This is a genomic window from Streptomyces sp. NPDC005775, assembly GCF_042871565.1.
GTDB lineage: Bacteria > Actinomycetota > Actinomycetes > Streptomycetales > Streptomycetaceae > Streptomyces.
This window is the reverse complement of the sequence record NZ_JBIAIU010000010.1, coordinates 228,603-246,840: the sequence shown is the minus strand read 5'-3', so window position 1 is coordinate 246,840 and position 18,238 is coordinate 228,603. Positions and strand designations below refer to the sequence as shown.

The following is an 18,238-nucleotide window of genomic DNA, read 5'->3' as shown; positions in this document are numbered from 1 at the left end:
ATGAGCGGGGTCAGATGAGCGGCACGGTCTCGGCGGCGTCCGGCCGGACGCGCGACGACGGATCCGCCGACGCTGCGCCCTCGCCCCCGCGGCCTGACGCCCATGCCGCGAGCGGGTCGAAGCCGCGGTGGCCGCACTCCCCGAAGACCGTGACCGGGCCACCGCCGGAGAGCGCGACGAGCTTCCACAGCGCCGGCCGGGACAGCGCGGCAGCGGCGACGGGCAGGGCCGCATCGCCCTCCGCATCCGTCAACTGCCAGCCGTCCGCGGACGGCACGGGTATGACATCGCGCAGCGTCACCGGCCAGGAGTCCAGCCACGGATCGTCGCGCAGCGCCACGCCGTAGGCGGTGATCGCGCCGGTGACCGTGACTCCCGGCGGCGGTCCGGCCGGCACCGGCAGGCCGAACTGCCGCCCCAGCTCCGCCCGCAGCTGCCCCGACCCCGGATAGGGCGTGACCTCGGCGTCGAGCGTGGCACCCACCGGCAGGGCCTGCGCCGGGGAACGCCCGGCGGCCCCGAAGGACAGCAGCAGCGCGATGCGGCCCGAGTCCCTGCCGTACAGCCAGATACGGCGTGTGACGATCTTGGCCTCGGGGGTGTCGTACTGCGCGAGGACCAGCCAGTGGTCACGGACCGGCGGTCCCGCCGCGGGGGCCGTGAGGCCCACGCGGGTGCGGACCGTCGCGGCCAGCGGCGGCGGCAGCCGGTCGATGCCCAGCCACGCGGTGTCCAGCAGGTGGAGCAGCGCGCACTCCTCCAGCAGCCGCACCGGCCAGCCCGGACCGGACGCCGGGATCGCGCCCAACTCCCGCACCCTGCCCGCCAGACCGGGTGCCTGCGCGTCGACCATGCGGGCCGCCGTCTCCTCCCACAGCCCGTAACCCGACTGCTCGGCCGCGGCCAGCCCGCCGCGCAGCAGGTCGGTCAGGCGCTGCTCCAGCTCCCGAGCGCCGCCCCCGATCCGCTCCGCCCTGCGCTCGGCGCGGCGTCGGGCCGCCTCCGGATCGGCCGGCCCCCCGCCCGAGGGCTCTTCCTTCACCTGGGCGCGGGCGCGGCGGCCCGCCAGCCACTCGCCCGCCCAGTCGGGCGGATCGCCGGCGGGCAGATCCGATCCGTCGGAGGCGAGGAGGAGCAGCAGACCCAGCGCGTGCTTGCACGGAAACTTGCGACTGGGGCAACTGCACCGGTACGCCGGACCCGTGGGGTCGATCACGGTCCGGTAGGGCCTGCTCCCGCTTCCCCGGCACAGCCCCCACACCGCGCCCGAGCCATCCCCTCCGGTGTCCGACCACGGACCGGCCGAACCCAGCTTGTTCCCCGCCTTGCGTGAAGCGTCGTCAGGAGCCAGGGCCAGGACCTGCTCCACCGTCCAGCGCGCCGCCGGAGCAGCGGCGCCCAAGGGTTCTCCCCCGTCAGTCAGCAGCATGGGAACGACGGTAGGCCGCACCACTGACAATGCGTCCTGACCTGCGGGAAGGCCGATTGTCAGTGCCATGGTGCACGGTGGGAACCACATCAGGTCGACCGATCTGGAGGGGGATCCATGACCGTGTCCGAAACCACCGCGGCCACCGGCGCCGAAGTCCTGCGCCCGCATGCCGAGGACGCCTTCGCCGATGAGCTGAAGGCACTCGCCGCCGCCGACGACCGACCCCGGCCCGAGCGTTGGCGCCTGTCGCCGTGGGCCGTCGCCACGTACCTGCTGGGCGGCACCCTGTCCGACGGCACGGTGATCACACCCAAGTACGTGGGCCCGCGCCGCCTCGTGGAGGTCGCCGTCACCACACTCGCCACCGACCGTGCGCTGCTGCTCCTCGGCGTGCCAGGCACCGCCAAGACCTGGGTGTCCGAGCACCTCGCGGCCGCCGTCAGCGGCGACTCGACCCTCCTCGTCCAGGGCACGGCCGGCACGCCCGAGGAAGCCGTCCGCTACGGATGGAACTACGCACAACTGCTCGCGCACGGCCCCAGCCGTGACGCGCTGGTGCCCAGCCCGCTGATGCGCGCCATGTCCGACGGCATGACCGCCCGGATCGAGGAACTCACCCGTATCCCCGCCGATGTGCAGGATTCCCTGATCACGATCCTGTCGGAGAAGACGCTCCCCCTGCCCGAACTGGGCCAGGAGGTCCAGGCCGTCCGCGGGTTCAACGTCATCGCCACGGCCAACGACCGCGACCGCGGGGTCAACGAACTGTCCAGCGCGCTGCGCCGCCGCTTCAACACCGTGGTGCTGCCGCTGCCGGCCACCCCCGAGGCGGAGGTCGACATCGTCTCGCGCCGCGTCGACCAGGTGGGGCGCTCACTCGACCTGCCGCCCGCGCCCGACGGCCTCGCGGAGATCCGCCGCGTGGTCACGGTCTTCCGTGAGCTGCGCGACGGGGTCACGACGGACGGCCGCACCAAGCTCAAGTCCCCCTCGGGGACGCTGTCCACGGCCGAGGCCATCTCCGTCGTCACCAACGGCCTCGCTCTCGCCGCCCACTTCGGCGACGGTGTGCTGCGCCCCGGGGACGTCGCCGCCGGCATCCTCGGCGCGGTCGTCCGCGATCCGGCGGCGGACCGCGTGGTCTGGCAGGAGTACCTGGAGACCGTGGTGCGCGAGCGGGACGGCTGGAAGGACTTCTACCGCGCCTGCCGTGAGGTCTCCGCATGACCGCCGCCCGCTCGCCGGGGCCGCTGCTGCTCGGGGTCCGGCACCACGGACCCGGTTCCGCCCGCGCCGTCCGCGCCGCCCTGGACGCGGCCCGCCCGCAGGCGGTGCTCATCGAGGGCCCGCCCGAGGGCGACGCGCTGTTGCCGCTCGCCGCCGACGAACAGATGCGGCCGCCCGTGGCCCTGCTGGCGCACGCGGTGGACGACCCGGGGCGGGCGGCGTTCTGGCCGCTCGCCGCGTTCTCGCCGGAATGGGTCGCGATCCGCTGGGGCCTGGCGCACGGCGTACCCGTCCGCTTCATCGACCTGCCCGCGGCGCACTCCCTGGCCATGGTGGAGGAGGGGGACCTGGGCGGCCGCACGGACGGCCGCCCGGAGCAGGACGACGAGCCCCGGCCCGCTCCCGTCGACCCGATCCGGGTGCTCGCCGAGACGGCGGGCTACGACGATCCCGAGCGCTGGTGGGAGGACGTCGTCGAGCACCGCACCCCGGGCGCGCCCGGGGCCGCGGCCGGCGACCCGCTGGCCGCCTTCGCCGCGCTCGGCGAGGCGATGACCGCCCTGCGCGAGGTGTACGGGGACGGCGGGCACCCCAGGGACGCGGTCCGTGAGGCGTACATGCGCGGCCGGATCCGCGCCGCGCGCAAGGAGTTCGGCGGGGCCTTCGCCGTGGTCTGCGGCGCCTGGCACGTTCCCGCACTCGAAGCGAGGACGACACAGACCGCCGACCGGGCACTGCTCAAGGGCCTACCCAAGGTCAAGGCCGAGCTGACCTGGGTGCCCTGGACCCACCAGCGGCTCGCCCGGCACAGCGGATACGGGGCGGGGATCGATTCGCCCGGCTGGTACGAGCACCTCTTCGCCTCCCCGGACCGCCCGGTCGCACGCTGGATGACGAAGGTCGCCGGACTCCTGCGCGACGAGGACCGGTTCGTGTCCTCCGCCCATGTCATCGAGGCGGTCCGGCTCGCCGACACCCTCGCCGCCATGCGGGGCCGGCCACTCGCCGGACTGAGCGAGACGACCGACGCCGTCCGGGCCGTGATGTGCGAGGGCTCCGACGTGCCGCTCGCGCTCGTCCGGGACCGGCTGGTCGTCGGGGTGACACTCGGCGAAGTGCCGGACACCGCCCCCGCCGTGCCGTTGCAACGCGATCTCAACCGCCGGCAGCGCACCCTCCGGCTCAAGCCGGAGGCGGCGGAGCGAGAACTGGACCTCGACCTGCGCAAGGAGACCGACGCGGCGCGCAGCAGGCTCCTGCACCGCCTGCGCCTCCTCGGCATCGGCTGGGGCGAGCCCGCCGCGGGCCGGGGGAGCACCGGCACCTTCCGGGAGAGCTGGCGGCTGCGCTGGGAGCCCGAGCTGTACGTACGGGTCGCGGAGGCAGGCGTCTGGGGCACCACCGTGCTCTCCGCCGCCACCGCACGCGCCGAGTCGGACGCCCTGGCGGCCACGTCGCTCGCCGAGGTGACGGCCCTGGCCGAGCGGTGCCTGCTCGCGGGGCTGCCCGAGGCGCTTCCCGTCGTGATGCGGATCCTCGCCGACCGCGCGGCCCTCGACGCCGATGTCGGCCACCTCGCCGACGCCCTGCCGGCCCTGGCCCGCACACTGCGTTACGGGGACGTCCGCGCCACGGACACCGCCGCGCTGGGGGAGGTCGCGGCCGGGCTCGCGGAGCGGATCTGCGTCGGACTCCCGCCCGCCTGCACGGGACTCGACACGGACGGGGCCGCCGCCCTGCGCCACCAGGTGGACGGCGTCCACACGGCGATCGGGCTGCTCGCCGGCGCCGTACCGGAGAACGCGGACGGGCTGCGCGAGCGCTGGAGAACCGTGCTGCGCCGGCTCGCCGTCCGCGACACGGTCGCCGGTGTGATCCGCGGGCGGGCCGCCCGGCTGCTGCTCGACGACGGCCACCTCGCACAGGACGAGGCCGCCCGCCTGATGGGCCTCGCCCTGTCGCCCGGCACACCTCCCGCCGACGCCGCCGCATGGATCGAGGGTTTCGTCGGCGGCGCGGCCGGCGGCGGCATGCTCCTGGTCCACGACGAGCGGCTGCTCGCCCTGGTCGACTCCTGGCTCACCGGCGTCCCCGCGGACACCTTCACCGATGTGCTGCCGTTGCTGCGCCGCACCTTCTCGGCGTACGAGGCGGGCGTGCGGCGCACCTTGGGCGAGCTCGTCCGCCGCGGGCCGGCCGCCGGCACCGACCCGGCCGCCGGGGCGGCCCCGGGCCGGGAGGCCACTGCGCCCGGGTTCGGCCCCGTCCTCGACGCGGAGCGTGCGGACGCGGTGGTGCCGGTCCTGCGCCTGCTGCTGGGCTCAGGTCCTGTACGGAGTTCACCACCGGATCTGGGCGCCGGGACGACGGCGCGGACACCCGAACACCACGAGCGAGGGCTGGGGGCCACGGGATGACGACGGGCATCGATACGGACGCGACCGGCGCCGCGGACGTGTCAGCGACGACAGGGGCAACGCCGCAGCCCTCCTCGGGCGACGGGGAACGGCTGCGACGGTGGCGCATGGTGCTGGGCGCGGACAGCGCGGAGAGCACCGGCTGCACCCTCACCGGCCGTGACGCCGCGATGGACGGTGCGCTGACCGCGCTCTACGAGGGCGGGGGCCGGTCCGGCGGCCGGGGCGGCAGCGGACGATCGGCCGGACTCGGGGCCTCCGCCCCGTCCGTGGCCCGCTGGCTCGGTGACATCCGTACGTACTTCCCCACCTCCGTCGTCCAGGTCATGCAGCGCGACGCCATCGACCGGCTCGGCCTCTCCGCGCTCCTGCTGGAACCGGAGATGCTGGAGGCCGTCGAGGCAGACGTCCACCTCGTCGGCACGCTGCTCTCACTCAACAAGGCCATGCCCGAGACGACGAAGGAGACGGCGAGGGCCGTCGTGCGCAAGGTCGTCGACAAGCTGGAGAGGAAGCTCTCCACCCGTACCCGGGCCACGCTCACCGGCGCACTGGACCGCTCCGCGAAGGTCACGCGGCCCCGGCACCACGACATCGACTGGGACCGCACCATCCGGGCCAACCTCAAGAACTACCTGACCCTGCCCGGCGAGGAGGGGGCAGGCACGATCGTCCCCGAGCGGCTCATCGGCTACGGGCGGGCAGCGCAGTCCGTGAAGAAGGACGTCATCCTCTGCATCGACCAGTCGGGTTCGATGGCGGCGTCCGTCGTGTACGCGTCGGTTTTCGGTGCCGTCCTCGCCTCCATGCGCGCGCTGCGGACGAGGCTGGTCGTCTTCGACACGGCGGTGGTCGACCTCACCGACCAGCTCGACGACCCCGTAGACGTGCTCTTCGGTACCCAACTCGGCGGCGGCACCGACATCAACCGGGCGCTCGCCTACTGCCAGTCCAGGATCACCCGCCCCGCCGACACCGTCGTCGTGCTCATCAGTGACCTCTACGAGGGCGGTATCCGCAACGAGATGCTGAAGCGGGTCGCCGCGATGAAGGCGTCCGGGGTCCAGTTCGTCACCCTGCTCGCCCTGTCCGACGAGGGCGCCCCCGCCTACGACCGCGACCACGCGGCGGCACTCTCCGCTCTGGGCGCTCCCGCCTTCGCCTGTACGCCGGACCTCTTCCCGGACGTCATGGCGGCGGCGATCGAGAAGCGTCCCCTGCCCATACCGGACAAGGAGACCCATCAGTAACAGGGGACTTGCGCGACCCCGGGCGTCTCGTGCAAGCATCGTCCCGACGTCCGCGGAAGCTCTCATTCCGCGGTCCACGCCATCCTGAGAGGGCTCGCTCCCCGTGACCACCGCAGTCGCCGGTCCCGCGACCGCCCCGCGCCCCCGGCGCGGAGCGGCGGGCCGGCGCGCGCTGCAGGTGGTGCTGTTCCTCGGCGGACTGCTGGCACTGGGTCTGCTCTTCGGCGCCCGTGCGCAGGCGGACCAGCAACCGGTTCGGCAGCCGGAGCGCCATGCGGTCCAGCAGCAGCTCCAACGGCCCGTCCAGGAGCGGCAGCCGCTCCGGACGGCGGTGGCAGTGGCGGACGTGGTGGCGACACCGGATGCGGTGGCAACAGCGGATGCCGGGGTAACCGCGAAAGCCGTGGCACCGGAAGCCGTCACGCCCGCGCCTCCCGTGCCGGAGGAGGAGAAGAGGCGGACCGAGGCCGCCGCAGCGCCCGTCGCGCGACCCGCGCCCCGGCCCGCAACCGGGCCCGCGGCCCCGGGCGTAACCCGGTCCGCGCCCTTGCCCGCACCCGAGTCCCTGCCGGTTGCCCGCCGAGATCAGACGGACGTCACCAGCGGAACGGGCGGCGTGACCCACGCCGTGTCCGTGCTGCGCCCGGTCACCGAGCCCGTACGCAACAGCGCCCGGCAGGTGACCCGGCCCGTCGGCCAGGTGGTGGAGAAGACCATCGGCGCGGCCACGACCGGCCTCCGCGACATCACGGTGGACCTTCCGATCCTCCCGGCCCTCCCGCTCCCGGCCCCATGGCCGCTGCCCGGGCCCTCGTTGCCGGCCTCACCGGAGGTGCCCCAGACCGGTCCCGCACCGATACCCGGTGCGCCCGGCGGCGTCGCGACGGCCCCCTCGGCCGCGCCGCGCTCCAGCACCGCGCCCGTCTCCTCCCCTCTCACCCTCATACCGGTCGTGCTCCCCGCGCCGCGTGAGGCGGCGGCGGTCCCTCACCGGGAGGCCGCGACGGGCCACCGTCCGGTGCCCCGGGGGCCGTTCGGGCCCGACGGCGGGCAGAGCCACTCGGCGTCCGCCGAGATCCACCCGCCCCGCGGCGGGGACCAGCAGGCCGTTCCTCCGGTGGACGGTTCCTCCTTCGGACTCGTGCGCGGCGCCGGTCTTCCGGCGACCGCCGCACCGGTGCGCGACCGATCCGGCGACATCCTCGAATTCCCCGGCTAGGGCAGGCCTTTCACCCGCCTCGACCTGCCGCGCGGGGGCGGAACAGGTCTGCCCGCCGTCCGGACGTACTCCGGACCGCCGAACACGTTCGAAGGATCTGACACACACATGCACAAGAACATCCGCCGTTCCATAGCCGTCGCTGCCACGGCCACCGGTATGTGGGCCCTCGGCACCGCAGCCGCAAGCGCGGACGAACTGCCCGTGTCCCTCCCGCTGTCCACCCCCGACCACGCGGCCGACGTCGCCGACGCGGCCGATGTGATCGGCGGCGTCGACGGTGTGGACGCCGTCGGCAAGGCCGGAGACCTCCAGGACACCGTCCGGGCGAAGGCGGCCGACGTGACGTCCGCCGTCAGCGGTATCGAGGCCGGCACCTCGGTAGCCCGCAGCGTCGAAACCGGCAGCTCGGCAGCCCGCAGCACCGAAGCCCGCAGTGCCGTCGCCGGCCACACCTCGCAGGTCCGCGACCAGGTCAGCGACCGAGTGCGCGACCAGGTCGCGGGGACCGTGGGAGAGGCCGCGGGCGGGACCGTCGGCACCCCCGCCCCCGAGGCGCCCGTCGACTACCTCTTCGGCCCCATCGAGCAGCTTCCCGGCTACGGGCAGCACACAGGGCAGCGCGTCGGCCCGTACCTGGGTCAGAACATCGGCGAGCACCTGGGCCAGAACATCGGCGAGCACCTCGGCCAGAACATCGGCGAGCACCTCGGCCAGAACATCGGCCAGGACTACGTGCGGAGCGCGACGCCGTACGCACTCGACACCGCCGGCGCCACGGCCGGGGGAGCCCTCGCCCAGGCCGCGCCGGTCGTGGGACAGACCTCCGACGCCGTGCTGCCGCCCCTCGTCGCCGACGCCGTCTCCTCGGTGCTGCCCGTAGTCGGGCAGGCCCTCGGTGACGTCTCCACCCTCGCTCAGGGCGTCACCGGCGAGGTCACGCCGTTCGTCGACGGAGTGGTGTCGCAGGCCGCCGTGCCCTTCGTGCAGGGGGTGACGACAGAGGTCCAGCCCCTGGCGTACGGAGTGACCGGCGCGGTCCAGCCGTTCGCCGAGGGGGTCGTCTCCGAGGTCCAGCCGCTGGCCGGGGGCCTGACCGGCGACGCCGTCGCCCCGTTCGCCCAGGGAGTGACGGGCCAGGTGATGCCGCTGGCCCAGGGCATCGGCTCCGAGGCCCGTCCCTTCGCGGGCGGCCTCGTGTCCACCGTCGGTGACGACGCCCGTCCGGCCGTGGCGCACGCCGCGTACGGCTCCCAGGGCCTGACGGCCGTCACGCCCGACTATGTCTCCGACACCGTGTCGTCGGCGACGGCGACCGTCTCGTCGCTGCACCCGGCGCACTCCGTCACCACTCCGGCGTACCCGCTCCAGGGCATCTGAGAGTGCTGGGCGGTCTCCCGCACGCGTCCGGGCCCCGCACGGGGTCCGGAGCAGGGGGACCGCCCGGCCCGCAGGGCGCCGTCCGGCCCCCGCCCGTGCCGATTTGTCCACTGCGACCCGGCCACCAGGGCGATCTGTGACCGTAATCACCGCCCAGGTGTGAGCTGCGATTTAGGGTCATGCGGGGCTCGGGGATAACCTGCGAGACGGACATGCCGCGTATTCGGTCACCGTGTGCGCCTTCCTTGTGACAGAGCAGTCACGTTGCCCCTCGCGGCACGCCCACGCAGAAAACCAACCGCGAGACCATTTGATAAGGGACGGACGCGCGTGGACCTGTTCGAGTACCAGGCGAGGGACCTCTTCGCCAAGCACGGTGTACCGGTGCTGGCCGGTGAAGTGATCGAGACGCCTGAGGCAGCCCGCGAGGCGACCGAGCGGCTGGGCGGCAAGTCCGTCGTCAAGGCGCAGGTGAAGGTCGGTGGCCGCGGCAAGGCCGGCGGCGTGAAGCTGGCCGCCGACCCCGACGAGGCGGTCGCCCGGGCGACCGACATCCTCGGCATGGACATCAAGGGCCACACGGTCCACAAGGTGATGATCGCCGAGCTGTCCCCGGAGATCGAGGCGGAGTACTACGTCTCGTACCTCCTCGACCGCACCAACCGCACCTTCCTGGCCATGGCCTCGGTGCAGGGCGGCATGGACATCGAGGAGGTCGCGGAGAAGACCCCCGAGGCCCTCGCGAAGGTTCCGGTCAACGCCGTTGACGGTGTCGACATCGTCAAGGCCCGCGAGATCGTGGCCCAGGCGAAGTTCCCGGCCGACGTGGCCGAGGGTGTCGCCGAGGCCATGGTGACCCTGTGGGACACCTTCGTCGCGGAGGACGCCCTCCTCGTCGAGGTCAACCCGCTGGTGAAGACCAAGGACGGCCGCATCCTGGCCCTCGACGGAAAGGTGTCTCTCGACGAGAACGCCGACTTCCGTCAGCCGGGTCACGAGGCGCTCGAGGACAAGGCCGCGGCCAACCCCCTCGAGGCCGCCGCCAAGGCCAAGAACCTCAACTACGTCAAGCTCGACGGCGAGGTCGGCATCATCGGTAACGGTGCCGGTCTGGTCATGTCGACCCTGGACGTCGTCGCGTACGCCGGTGAGAACCACGGCAACGTGAAGCCCGCCAACTTCCTCGACATCGGTGGCGGCGCCTCCGCAGAGGTCATGGCGAACGGCCTGGAGATCATCCTCGGCGACCCGGACGTCAAGTCCGTGTTCGTCAACGTCTTCGGCGGCATCACCGCCTGCGACGAGGTCGCCAACGGCATCGTCCAGGCGCTCGAGCTGCTCAAGACCAAGGGCGAGGCGGTCACCAAGCCGCTCGTCGTGCGCCTTGACGGCAACAACGCGGAGCTGGGTCGCAAGATCCTTTCCGACGCCAACCACCCGTTGGTCCAGCGCGTGGACACCATGGACGGCGCGGCCGACAAGGCCGCCGAGCTCGCCGCGGCTGCGAAGTAAGGAAGAGGGACTCAGACCACCATGGCTATCTTCCTCACCAAGGACAGCAAGGTCATCGTCCAGGGGATGACCGGCTCGACGGGCATGAAGCACACCAAGCTCATGCTCGCCGACGGCACCAACATCGTCGGCGGCGTGAACCCGCGCAAGGCCGGCACGACCGTCGACTTCGACGGCACCGAGGTACCGGTGTTCGGCTCCGTCGCCGAGGCGATGGAGAAGACCGGCGCGAACGTGTCCGTCCTCTTCGTGCCGCCGGCCTTCTCGAAGGCCGCCGTCATCGAGGCGATCGACGCCGAGATCCCGCTCGCCGTCGTGATCACCGAGGGCATCGCCGTCCACGACTCGGCCGCCTTCTGGGCGTACGCCGGCGCGAAGGGCAACAAGACCCGGATCATCGGCCCGAACTGCCCGGGTCTCATCACCCCCGGCCAGTCCAACGCCGGCATCATCCCGGGCGACATCACGAAGCCGGGCCGCATCGGCCTGGTCTCGAAGTCCGGCACGCTGACGTACCAGATGATGTACGAGCTCCGTGACATCGGCTTCTCGTCCGCCGTCGGCATCGGTGGCGACCCGGTCATCGGTACGACGCACATCGACGCCCTCGCGGCGTTCGAGGCCGACCCCGAGACCGACCTGATCGTCATGATCGGCGAGATCGGCGGCGACGCCGAGGAGCGTGCGGCGGACTTCATCGCGAAGAACGTCACCAAGCCGGTCGTCGGTTACGTCGCGGGCTTCACCGCCCCCGAGGGCAAGACCATGGGCCACGCCGGCGCCATCGTCTCCGGCTCCTCCGGCACCGCGCAGGCGAAGAAGGAGGCCCTCGAGGCCGCCGGCGTCAAGGTCGGCAAGACGCCGACCGAGACCGCCAAGCTGGCACGCGAGATCCTCGGCGCCTGACGCCCCACCGCGTCGGAGCACCACCGCAGGAACGCGTCACCGCACGAGAACGCGGGCCCGTACCCCGATCAGGGGTGCGGGCCCGCGTCTTCGTGTGCCGGGCGGGTACGGGCGCCCCGGTCGCCCCGCTCGTGGATCAGCCGGTCCGGGGGACCAGCCGGCCCGGGCCGCGCCCCAGTTCACCGCCGAGCTTCTTCTGCAGCTTCTTGTCCTGCGGCGTCAGCTTCTGCGGACCACCGAGCGGAGGCACGCCCTGCACCTTCTGCGGGGGCGACTCGGGCGTCTCGTACTGCCTCGGGGCCGTCGCCAGGGTGATCAGGGTGAGCCCGATCAGCAGCACGGTGAAGGCGATGGCCGCCCGGGTCCAGAGCTGCGCCTTGCGCTCGCACCCCGTCCGGATCACGTCCGGGACCGGGAGCGAGGAGGTGGGCTGGGTGAGGGCGAGCGCGCCGAGGTGTTCGTGCAGCAACGCGGACTGCGCGGCCGGTGCCGCCGGCTCCGCGAGTTCGGGCAGCTTCTCGGCGACGGCGGCCCGGGCGTTCAACAGCCGCCCCGCCGCAGCCGGACTGCTGGCCTCGGTCTCCGCCGCGGTCTCGGGCAGCCCCAGCCCGACCCCGTCGTGCAGCAGCAGGGTGCGCCGGTACGAGGGCGGCAGGGCCAGCAGCGCGTCGAGCAGCGCGCGCGGGCCGGGCGCCTCGGGCGCGGGGTCCGGGTGGCGGTGCTCGCGGCGCAGCCGGTGCCACGGCGACATCGCGTACTCGTGGGCGGCCGCCCGCACCCACCCCATCGGATCGCGGTCCACGGCGACCTCCGGCCAGCGCTGCCAGGCCTGCTCGAAGGCCTTGCCGACGGCCTCCCGGGAGAGGGCGCGGCGGCCGGTCAGCAGGTAGGTCTGACGGTAGAGCGCGGGGGCGGCGTGCCGGTACAGCGCGTCGAACGCCTCGGCGGGGGAGAGGCCCGCTCCTTCGGCGGCCGCGGCTCCGTCGACCGCGACTGCCGTAACGGCCGCTTCGTCAGCCTTACCGTCTGCGACGGCCTCGTCCACGACGGCCTCGTCCACGACGGCCTCGTCCACGACGGCCTCGTCCACCACGGCCTCGGCCGTGAGGGGGGTCTTCGCCGGCTCGGGGGCCTCGGCGGTGGCGGTGGGCTCGCTCGGGTCCATGGCGTTGCTCCCGGTGGCTTCGACGGGGGCCGGCGGACAGGGCGTGGGGGAGGGTGACGGGGGTTCCGCCGGCAGGGCCTGCCGCGCGGCGGCGGCCCTCGGCGGGTTGTGCGGGGTGGCCGGTTCGGCGGGAGAAGGGTGCGAGGCGGACCGTGTGCCACCGGTACCGATCAGTCGCGCGTACGCCTCGCGCTTGCGTCCGCGTGGGCTGGTGCGGCCCGTCTCCCAGGCCCGGACGGTGGCCCGGGTGACCCCGACGGCCGCCGCGACCTGCGCCTCACTCAGCGACTTCGCCTTTCGCAGCCTGCGTCGCTCCTTGGGCGAGGGGAGCGGAGGGGAGGCGGGCGTCCCGGTCGTGCTCTGGGTCATGAGGGCCCCCCGCCCGGCCTGCGCTGGGTGAAAAAGTACATAAACGTATATTGGGCGACACAACGGCCGTTCGCCCGTTACACGGAATAAGCGCGTGTCGTTGGGAGCATGGCGGCGTGACCCAAATGACCGAACGCGGCCCGTCGTTGTCGGCAGAGCACGGACGGTCCGCCGTGCAGGCCCGGGCGCTGCTGCGCGGGGCGCTCGCGGCCGGGCTGAGCCTGGGCTCCGTCGTCGTACTCGTCGTGGTGATGTGGATCAGTTCCGCCAACCCCGGCAGTGGCCCCGGCGAGGCCTTCCACGCGGCGGCGGGTGTCTGGCTGCTCGCACACGGAGCCGAACTGATCAGGACCGACACCCTGACCGGGGCCCCGGCCCCCGTCGGCGTCGTTCCGCTGCTGCTCACCGCCCTCCCGGTCTGGCTGGTGCACCGGGCCGCCCGGGATGTGCTGGAGCCCGAGGAGGGGCGCGACGCCCCCTCGACCGGAGGCGCCTTCGCCCTGGTGACGGGGGGATACCTGCTGGTCGGCGCGGCCGTGGCGCTCTACGCCCGAGGCACCTCGCTGTCGGCGCGGCCGCTGTCCCTGCTGTTCCCGGCGACCCTCGTCGTGGCGGGTGCGGCCGCGGCCGGTGTGTGGACGGCCTCGGGGCGTCCGCTCGGGCCGCCGCCCCCGTGGGCGCCGGTGCGGCTGCACGAGGCGATGGCGCGCTCCCGGTTCGCGCGCCGCGCGGAGGTGGTGGGCCGGTCGGCGGCGGCCGGAGTGGCGGCCCTGCTGGGCGGGGGCGCACTGGTGGTCGCGGCGGGGCTGGTGGTCCACGCGGAAGCGGTCCAGGAGTCCTTCCTGCGACTCTCCGGCGACTGGTCCGGGCGGTGGGCGGTGCTCCTGCTGGCGCTGGCGCTGGTGCCGAACGCGGCGGTGTGGGGCGCGGCGTACGGGCTCGGCCCCGGTGTCGCGTTCGGTACGGCGTCCACGGCCGGCCCGCTCGCCTTCACGGGGCGCCCGTCGTTGCCGGACTTCCCCCTGCTGGCCGCGCTGCCGGCGCAGGGGACCGGGACGCCCCTGAACTGGGCGGCCGGGGCGGTTCCGGTCGCGGCCGCGGTGACGGTGGCCTGGTTCACCGTACGCATGGCGGCGCCCGCCCAAGGCAAGCGCGAGGAGGTGTGGAGCCTGGGGGAGACGGCGCTCACCACCGCGCTGGCGGCGGCCGGGTGCGGTGCCGGCGCGGCCCTGATGGCGGCGGTGGCGGGCGGGCCGCTGGGGACGCACGCGCTGGCACGGTTCGGCCCCGTCTGGTGGCTCACCGGCGCCGCGGCCCTCGTGTGGACGGCGGCGCTCGCCGTACCGCTGGCGCTGCTGCTGCGGGCCTGGCGGCTGCGGGGACGCACCCCGGACGGAGAACAGGCGGCCGAGGCGGCGGGCGCCGGCGGTACGGGCGAAGCGCGAGAGCCCGGTGACGCGGCGGAGGGGGAGAACGGTAAGGCGGCCCGTCGCGGGTGGTGGCCGAAGCGAGGCGCCCGGCCGGAGGAACCCGGGGCGGACGAGCCGCCGGTGTCCGTGCCCCGCCCGGCCGGCCCGGTGGCGTCCCGCGAGGCCGACGCGGACGAAGACTTCGAGGCGTACGACTTCCTGCCGACCGACCCCTGGCACGCGAAGACACCTGCCGCCCCGGCCCCGAGCAGTGAGCCGGCCGCGAGCGCCGCACCCGCCGCGCCGGCGGCCGCCCCGGCCACCGACTCCACGCCGTCCGGACCGGCCGGGCCTCCGGGCCCGGCCGATCCGGAGGACGCTACTTCTTGACGCCGAAGAAGGGTTCCAGCGGCTTCGGCAGCTCGTCGTTGCAGGACAGCTGGCCCGACTTGGTGAGTGCGTCGTTCACGCAGGTGTAGTAGTCGCGGTAGACCAGCTGCACCGTGAACGTCGTCGCGACGATCGACAGGGCGATCAGCGCCGTCACCAGTCCACTGACCGCGGCCGTCGTCTGCTGCCGGCTGCCGCGCTGGAGGTAGTTGGTGCCCTGCGGGCCCGCCGAGGGCGTGTCCCCCGTGGTCGGCGCGGGAGCGGACGGCGCACCGGGCGCGGCCGCCTGACCCCCGGTCCGGCCGGCCGGCTCCCCGGCAGCCGACGGCTCCTTGGGCTTGGCCCGGAGCGCGCTGATCGACCAGTAGGTGGCGAGAGCGCCGAGCAGCAGCGCGATCTCCGGGAAGTCGAAGAGCGCGAAGAAGAAGGCCCACATGCCGGAGAGCAGCGAGTAGCGGGCGCGGCGCTGCACCGGGTCGGTCGGGTCCCAGCGCACACCGCGGGAGCCCTCGGGGCCGCCCCGCCCGCCGCCCTGGCCGTTCGGTCCGCCGGGTCCGGTGGGGCGCCCGCCGAAGTTGCCGCCCTGGCGTCCCGGCTGGTGGCTGCTCCACTGGCTGCCCCAGACGGGCCGGTTGTCGGAGGAGCCGCCCTCGGGCGCGTCCCCGGAGTCGCCGTTGCCCTCGCCGTTGCCGTTCGCGGCGCCGTTGACCGGGTGGCGCGGCTGCCACGGCTGGTCGGGTCGGTCCTCGGGCGGCGGGGCGAAGGGGTTGTCGTCCTGCGGACCGGAGGACCCCGAGGAACCGGCCGGTGAGGAGGAGGAAGAGGAGGAGCCCGTGGGGGACTGGCGCTCCCGCATCAGCATTGAGGACCGCTCGGGCAGCGGATGGCGGAAGGCGGTGCGGCGGCGTCGGTCCGGCATATGGTGAACGTCTTCCCCATCTCGTCATTTCCGCCCTGCGGACGGATCGCTGTCCCCTGACGCTACCCTCCGGCGAGGACGGGCCGGAAGCTGGGCGCAGGGGCGCGGTGGTCGTGCACCAGGTCGTTACCCCGTCAGACGAGGGCCTCCCGAGGTGCCGGTATCGTTGCTGACGGTCGGCCCGTTCGTAGAGTTCCCCGTATCGAGGGGTGCGATTCTTTCGTACGACCGTACAAACAGCATGGCCGTCGTGCCGCCGGTCCCGCAACGCGGCGGGTGGTGCGGCCGCTTCGAACTGCTCCACACGCGAGAAAGGGCCCAGCCGTGGCCTCCCCGCTCTCCTCCGCCGGACCGGCCCGCCTGGTCGTCCTGGTCTCCGGCTCCGGTACGAACCTCCAAGCCCTGCTCGACGCCATCGATGCCGACCCCGACGGGTACGGCGCCCGGATCGTCGCGGTCGGTGCGGACCGCGACGGCATCGCCGGTCTGGAGCGGGCCGAGCGGGCCGGGCTCCCCACCTTCGTGTGCCGGGTCAAGGACTACGGGACGCGCGAGGAGTGGGACGCGGCGCTCGCCGCGGCCACCGCCGAGCACCGCCCGGACCTCGTCGTGTCCGCGGGCTTCATGAAGATCGTCGGCAAGGAGTTCCTCGCCGGGTTCGGCGGCCGGTTCATCAACACCCACCCCGCCCTGCTCCCCAGCTTTCCCGGAGCCCACGGTGTGCGCGACGCGCTCGCGTACGGCGTGAAGGTCGCCGGGTGCACCGTCCACTTCGTCGACGACGGCGTCGACACCGGTCCGATCATCGCGCAGGGCGTGGTCGACGTGACCGAAGAGGACACCCCGGAGGGCGAAGCGGCCCTCCACGAACGCATCAAGGAAGTCGAGCGCCAGCTGCTCGTCGAGGCCGTGGGGCGGCTCGCCCGTGACGGCTATCGCATTGAGGGACGAAAGGTTCATCTCGCTCATGTCGGTGAATAAGCCCATCCGCCGTGCCCTGATCAGTGTCTACGACAAGACGGGGCTCGAAGACCTCGCGCGCGGTCTCCACGAGGCGGGTGTCGAGCTGGTCTCCACCGGCTCCACCGCCGGGAAGATCGCGGCCGCCGGGGTGCCGGTCACCAAGGTCGAGGAGCTCACCGGCTTCCCCGAGTGCCTCGACGGCCGCGTCAAGACGCTGCACCCGCGCGTCCACGCCGGCATCCTGGCCGACCTGCGCCTGGACACCCACCGCGAGCAGCTCGCCGAGCTCGGTGTCGAGCCGTTCGACCTGGTGGTCGTCAACCTCTACCCGTTCAAGGCGACCGTCGCCTCCGGCGCCTCGGACGACGAGTGCGTGGAGCAGATCGACATCGGCGGCCCGTCGATGGTCCGCGCCGCCGCCAAGAACCACCCGTCGGTGGCCGTCGTCACCAGCCCCGAGCGGTACGCCGACGTGCTGGCCGCCGTCAAGGGGGGCGGCTTCGACCTGACCGCCCGCAAGCGGCTCGCCGCCGAGGCGTTCCAGCACACCGCCGCGTACGACGTGGCCGTCGCCTCCTGGTTCGCCGCCGACTACGCCGCCGCCGACGACTCGGGCTTCCCCGACTTCACCGGTGCGACCTACGAGCGCAAGAACGTCCTGCGCTACGGCGAGAACCCGCACCAGCCCGCCGCGCTCTACACCTCCGGCGAGGGCGGCCTCGCGGAGGCGGAGCAGTTGCACGGCAAGGAGATGTCGTACAACAACTACACGGACACCGACGCCGCGCGCCGGGCCGCGTACGACCACGCCGACCCCTGCGTCGCGATCATCAAGCACGCCAACCCGTGCGGCATCGCGATCGCCGACGACGTCGCGACGGCGCACCGAAACGCGCACGCCTGTGACCCGCTGTCGGCGTTCGGCGGCGTCATCGCCGTCAACCGGCCGGTGACCGTCGAGATGGCCGAGCAGGTCGCCGAGATCTTCACCGAGGTCATCGTCGCCCCGGCGTACGAGGACGGCGCCGTCGAGGTGCTCTCGCGCAAGAAGAACATCCGGGTGCTGCGCTGCCCCGACGCCCCGTCCGCCGAGGTCGAGGTCAAGCCGATCAACGGCGGCGCGCTGCTCCAGGTGACCGACCGCCTCCAGGCCGAGGGCGACGACCCGGCCAATTGGACGCTCGCCACGGGTGACGCGCTCTCCGCCGACGAGCTCCGTGAGCTCGCCTTCGCGTGGAAGGCGTGCCGCGCGGTCAAGTCCAACGCGATCCTGCTCGCCAAGGACGGCGCCTCGGTCGGCGTCGGCATGGGACAGGTCAACCGCGTCGACTCCGCGAAGCTCGCCGTCGAGCGCGCGGGCGAGGAGCGGGCGCGGGGCGCGTACGCGGCCTCCGACGCCTTCTTCCCCTTCCCCGACGGGCTGGAGATCCTGACCGCGGCCGGCGTCAGGGCCGTGGCCCAGCCGGGCGGTTCGGTCCGCGACGAGCTGGTGGTCGAGGCCGCGAAGAAGGCGGGCGTGACGATGTACTTCACGGGCACGCGGCACTTCTTCCACTGACACGCGCCGCACGCGGGCCGCTCAGCGCCGTACCCGGGCCGCCCGGGTACGGCGAAGGCCGCCCATTCCCCGGAACCGGTGGGGAGTGGGCGGCCTTCGCCGCAGTGAGGGTGGTTACACCG

13 protein-coding genes are annotated in these 18,238 nt (G+C 73.6%); 10 read left to right on the top strand and 3 right to left on the bottom strand.

Annotated features, from left to right (window positions below; all coding sequences use genetic code 11):
* Window positions 1-10: 10 nt before the first annotated feature.
* A complete protein-coding gene (locus tag ACFYPA_RS23750; protein WP_359078480.1) occupies window positions 11-1,429 on the bottom strand; it encodes an SWIM zinc finger family protein in 1,419 nt (472 codons plus the stop codon).
* Window positions 1,430-1,546: 117 nt separating this feature from the next.
* Here ACFYPA_RS23750 and ACFYPA_RS23745 point away from each other — a divergent pair, with 117 nt between their 5' ends.
* The 7 genes from ACFYPA_RS23745 to sucD all read left to right on the top strand — a co-directional run bounded on the left by ACFYPA_RS23745 (window position 1,547) and on the right by sucD (window position 11,343).
* A complete protein-coding gene (locus tag ACFYPA_RS23745; RefSeq protein WP_359078482.1) occupies window positions 1,547-2,659 on the top strand; it encodes an AAA family ATPase in 1,113 nt (370 codons plus the stop codon).
* A complete protein-coding gene (locus tag ACFYPA_RS23740) occupies window positions 2,656-5,076 on the top strand; it encodes a DUF5682 family protein (protein WP_359078484.1) in 2,421 nt (806 codons plus the stop codon). The genes ACFYPA_RS23745 and ACFYPA_RS23740 overlap by 4 nt, the downstream gene beginning before the upstream one ends.
* Window positions 5,073-6,326: a vWA domain-containing protein gene (locus tag ACFYPA_RS23735; protein ID WP_389134038.1), complete on the top strand. Its 1,254-nt coding sequence runs from the start codon at window positions 5,073-5,075 to the stop codon at window positions 6,324-6,326. The genes ACFYPA_RS23740 and ACFYPA_RS23735 overlap by 4 nt, the downstream gene beginning before the upstream one ends.
* A 103-nt stretch (window positions 6,327-6,429) precedes the next feature.
* Window positions 6,430-7,545 carry a hypothetical protein gene (locus ACFYPA_RS23730; protein ID WP_359078486.1) on the top strand — a complete coding sequence of 372 codons (1,116 nt, stop codon included), beginning with the start codon at window positions 6,430-6,432 and terminating at the stop codon, window positions 7,543-7,545.
* A 108-nt stretch (window positions 7,546-7,653) separates the two neighbouring features.
* Window positions 7,654-8,925 (top strand): hypothetical protein, encoded by a 1,272-nt coding sequence (locus ACFYPA_RS23725; RefSeq protein ID WP_359078488.1) that lies wholly within the window; start codon window positions 7,654-7,656, stop codon window positions 8,923-8,925.
* 330 nt (window positions 8,926-9,255) lie between these two features.
* Entirely contained in the window at window positions 9,256-10,437 is a 1,182-nt protein-coding gene (sucC, locus tag ACFYPA_RS23720) for an ADP-forming succinate--CoA ligase subunit beta (RefSeq protein ID WP_359078490.1), read from the top strand.
* A gap of 21 nt (window positions 10,438-10,458) precedes the next feature.
* Entirely contained in the window at window positions 10,459-11,343 is an 885-nt protein-coding gene (gene sucD / locus ACFYPA_RS23715) for a succinate--CoA ligase subunit alpha (RefSeq protein ID WP_327709318.1), read from the top strand.
* Window positions 11,344-11,479: 136 nt separating this feature from the next.
* On the opposite strand, the gene ACFYPA_RS23710 is transcribed toward sucD, so the two are convergent.
* Window positions 11,480-12,877 carry a helix-turn-helix domain-containing protein gene (locus ACFYPA_RS23710; protein ID WP_359078493.1) on the bottom strand — a complete coding sequence of 466 codons (1,398 nt, stop codon included), beginning with the start codon at window positions 12,875-12,877 and terminating at the stop codon, window positions 11,480-11,482.
* A gap of 125 nt (window positions 12,878-13,002) precedes the next feature.
* On the opposite strand from ACFYPA_RS23710, the gene ACFYPA_RS23705 reads away from it, so the two are divergent.
* Window positions 13,003-14,676, top strand: coding sequence for a DUF6350 family protein (locus tag ACFYPA_RS23705; protein ID WP_359078921.1), 1,674 nt, complete (start codon window positions 13,003-13,005; stop codon window positions 14,674-14,676).
* On the opposite strand, the gene ACFYPA_RS23700 is transcribed toward ACFYPA_RS23705, so the two are convergent.
* Complete coding sequence (locus ACFYPA_RS23700; RefSeq protein WP_359078495.1) at window positions 14,666-15,595, bottom strand: hypothetical protein; 930 nt, start codon at window positions 15,593-15,595, stop codon at window positions 14,666-14,668. The genes ACFYPA_RS23705 and ACFYPA_RS23700 overlap by 11 nt on opposite strands.
* A gap of 324 nt (window positions 15,596-15,919) precedes the next feature.
* Between ACFYPA_RS23700 and purN the strand changes: the two genes are divergently transcribed.
* Window positions 15,920-16,576: a phosphoribosylglycinamide formyltransferase gene (gene purN / locus ACFYPA_RS23695; protein WP_359078497.1), complete on the top strand. Its 657-nt coding sequence runs from the start codon at window positions 15,920-15,922 to the stop codon at window positions 16,574-16,576.
* On the top strand, window positions 16,563-18,116 hold the full coding sequence (purH, locus tag ACFYPA_RS23690) for a bifunctional phosphoribosylaminoimidazolecarboxamide formyltransferase/IMP cyclohydrolase (protein ID WP_359078499.1): 1,554 nt from the start codon (window positions 16,563-16,565) through the stop codon (window positions 18,114-18,116). The genes purN and purH overlap by 14 nt, the downstream gene beginning before the upstream one ends.
* The last annotated feature ends 122 nt before the right edge of the window (window positions 18,117-18,238 follow it).

Coding starts and splice junctions, on each gene's coding strand:
- ACFYPA_RS23750 (WP_359078480.1), bottom strand. CDS start 1,429: ATGCTGCTGACTGACGGGGGAGAACCCTTGGGCGCCGCTGCTCCGGCG.
- ACFYPA_RS23745 (WP_359078482.1), top strand. CDS start 1,547: ATGACCGTGTCCGAAACCACCGCGGCCACCGGCGCCGAAGTCCTGCGC.
- ACFYPA_RS23740 (WP_359078484.1), top strand. CDS start 2,656: ATGACCGCCGCCCGCTCGCCGGGGCCGCTGCTGCTCGGGGTCCGGCAC.
- ACFYPA_RS23735 (WP_389134038.1), top strand. CDS start 5,073: ATGACGACGGGCATCGATACGGACGCGACCGGCGCCGCGGACGTGTCA.
- ACFYPA_RS23725 (WP_359078488.1), top strand. CDS start 7,654: ATGCACAAGAACATCCGCCGTTCCATAGCCGTCGCTGCCACGGCCACC.
- sucD (WP_327709318.1), top strand. CDS start 10,459: ATGGCTATCTTCCTCACCAAGGACAGCAAGGTCATCGTCCAGGGGATG.
- ACFYPA_RS23710 (WP_359078493.1), bottom strand. CDS start 12,877: ATGACCCAGAGCACGACCGGGACGCCCGCCTCCCCTCCGCTCCCCTCG.
- ACFYPA_RS23705 (WP_359078921.1), top strand. CDS start 13,003: ATGACCGAACGCGGCCCGTCGTTGTCGGCAGAGCACGGACGGTCCGCC.
- ACFYPA_RS23700 (WP_359078495.1), bottom strand. CDS start 15,595: ATGCCGGACCGACGCCGCCGCACCGCCTTCCGCCATCCGCTGCCCGAG.
- purH (WP_359078499.1), top strand. CDS start 16,563: ATGTCGGTGAATAAGCCCATCCGCCGTGCCCTGATCAGTGTCTACGAC.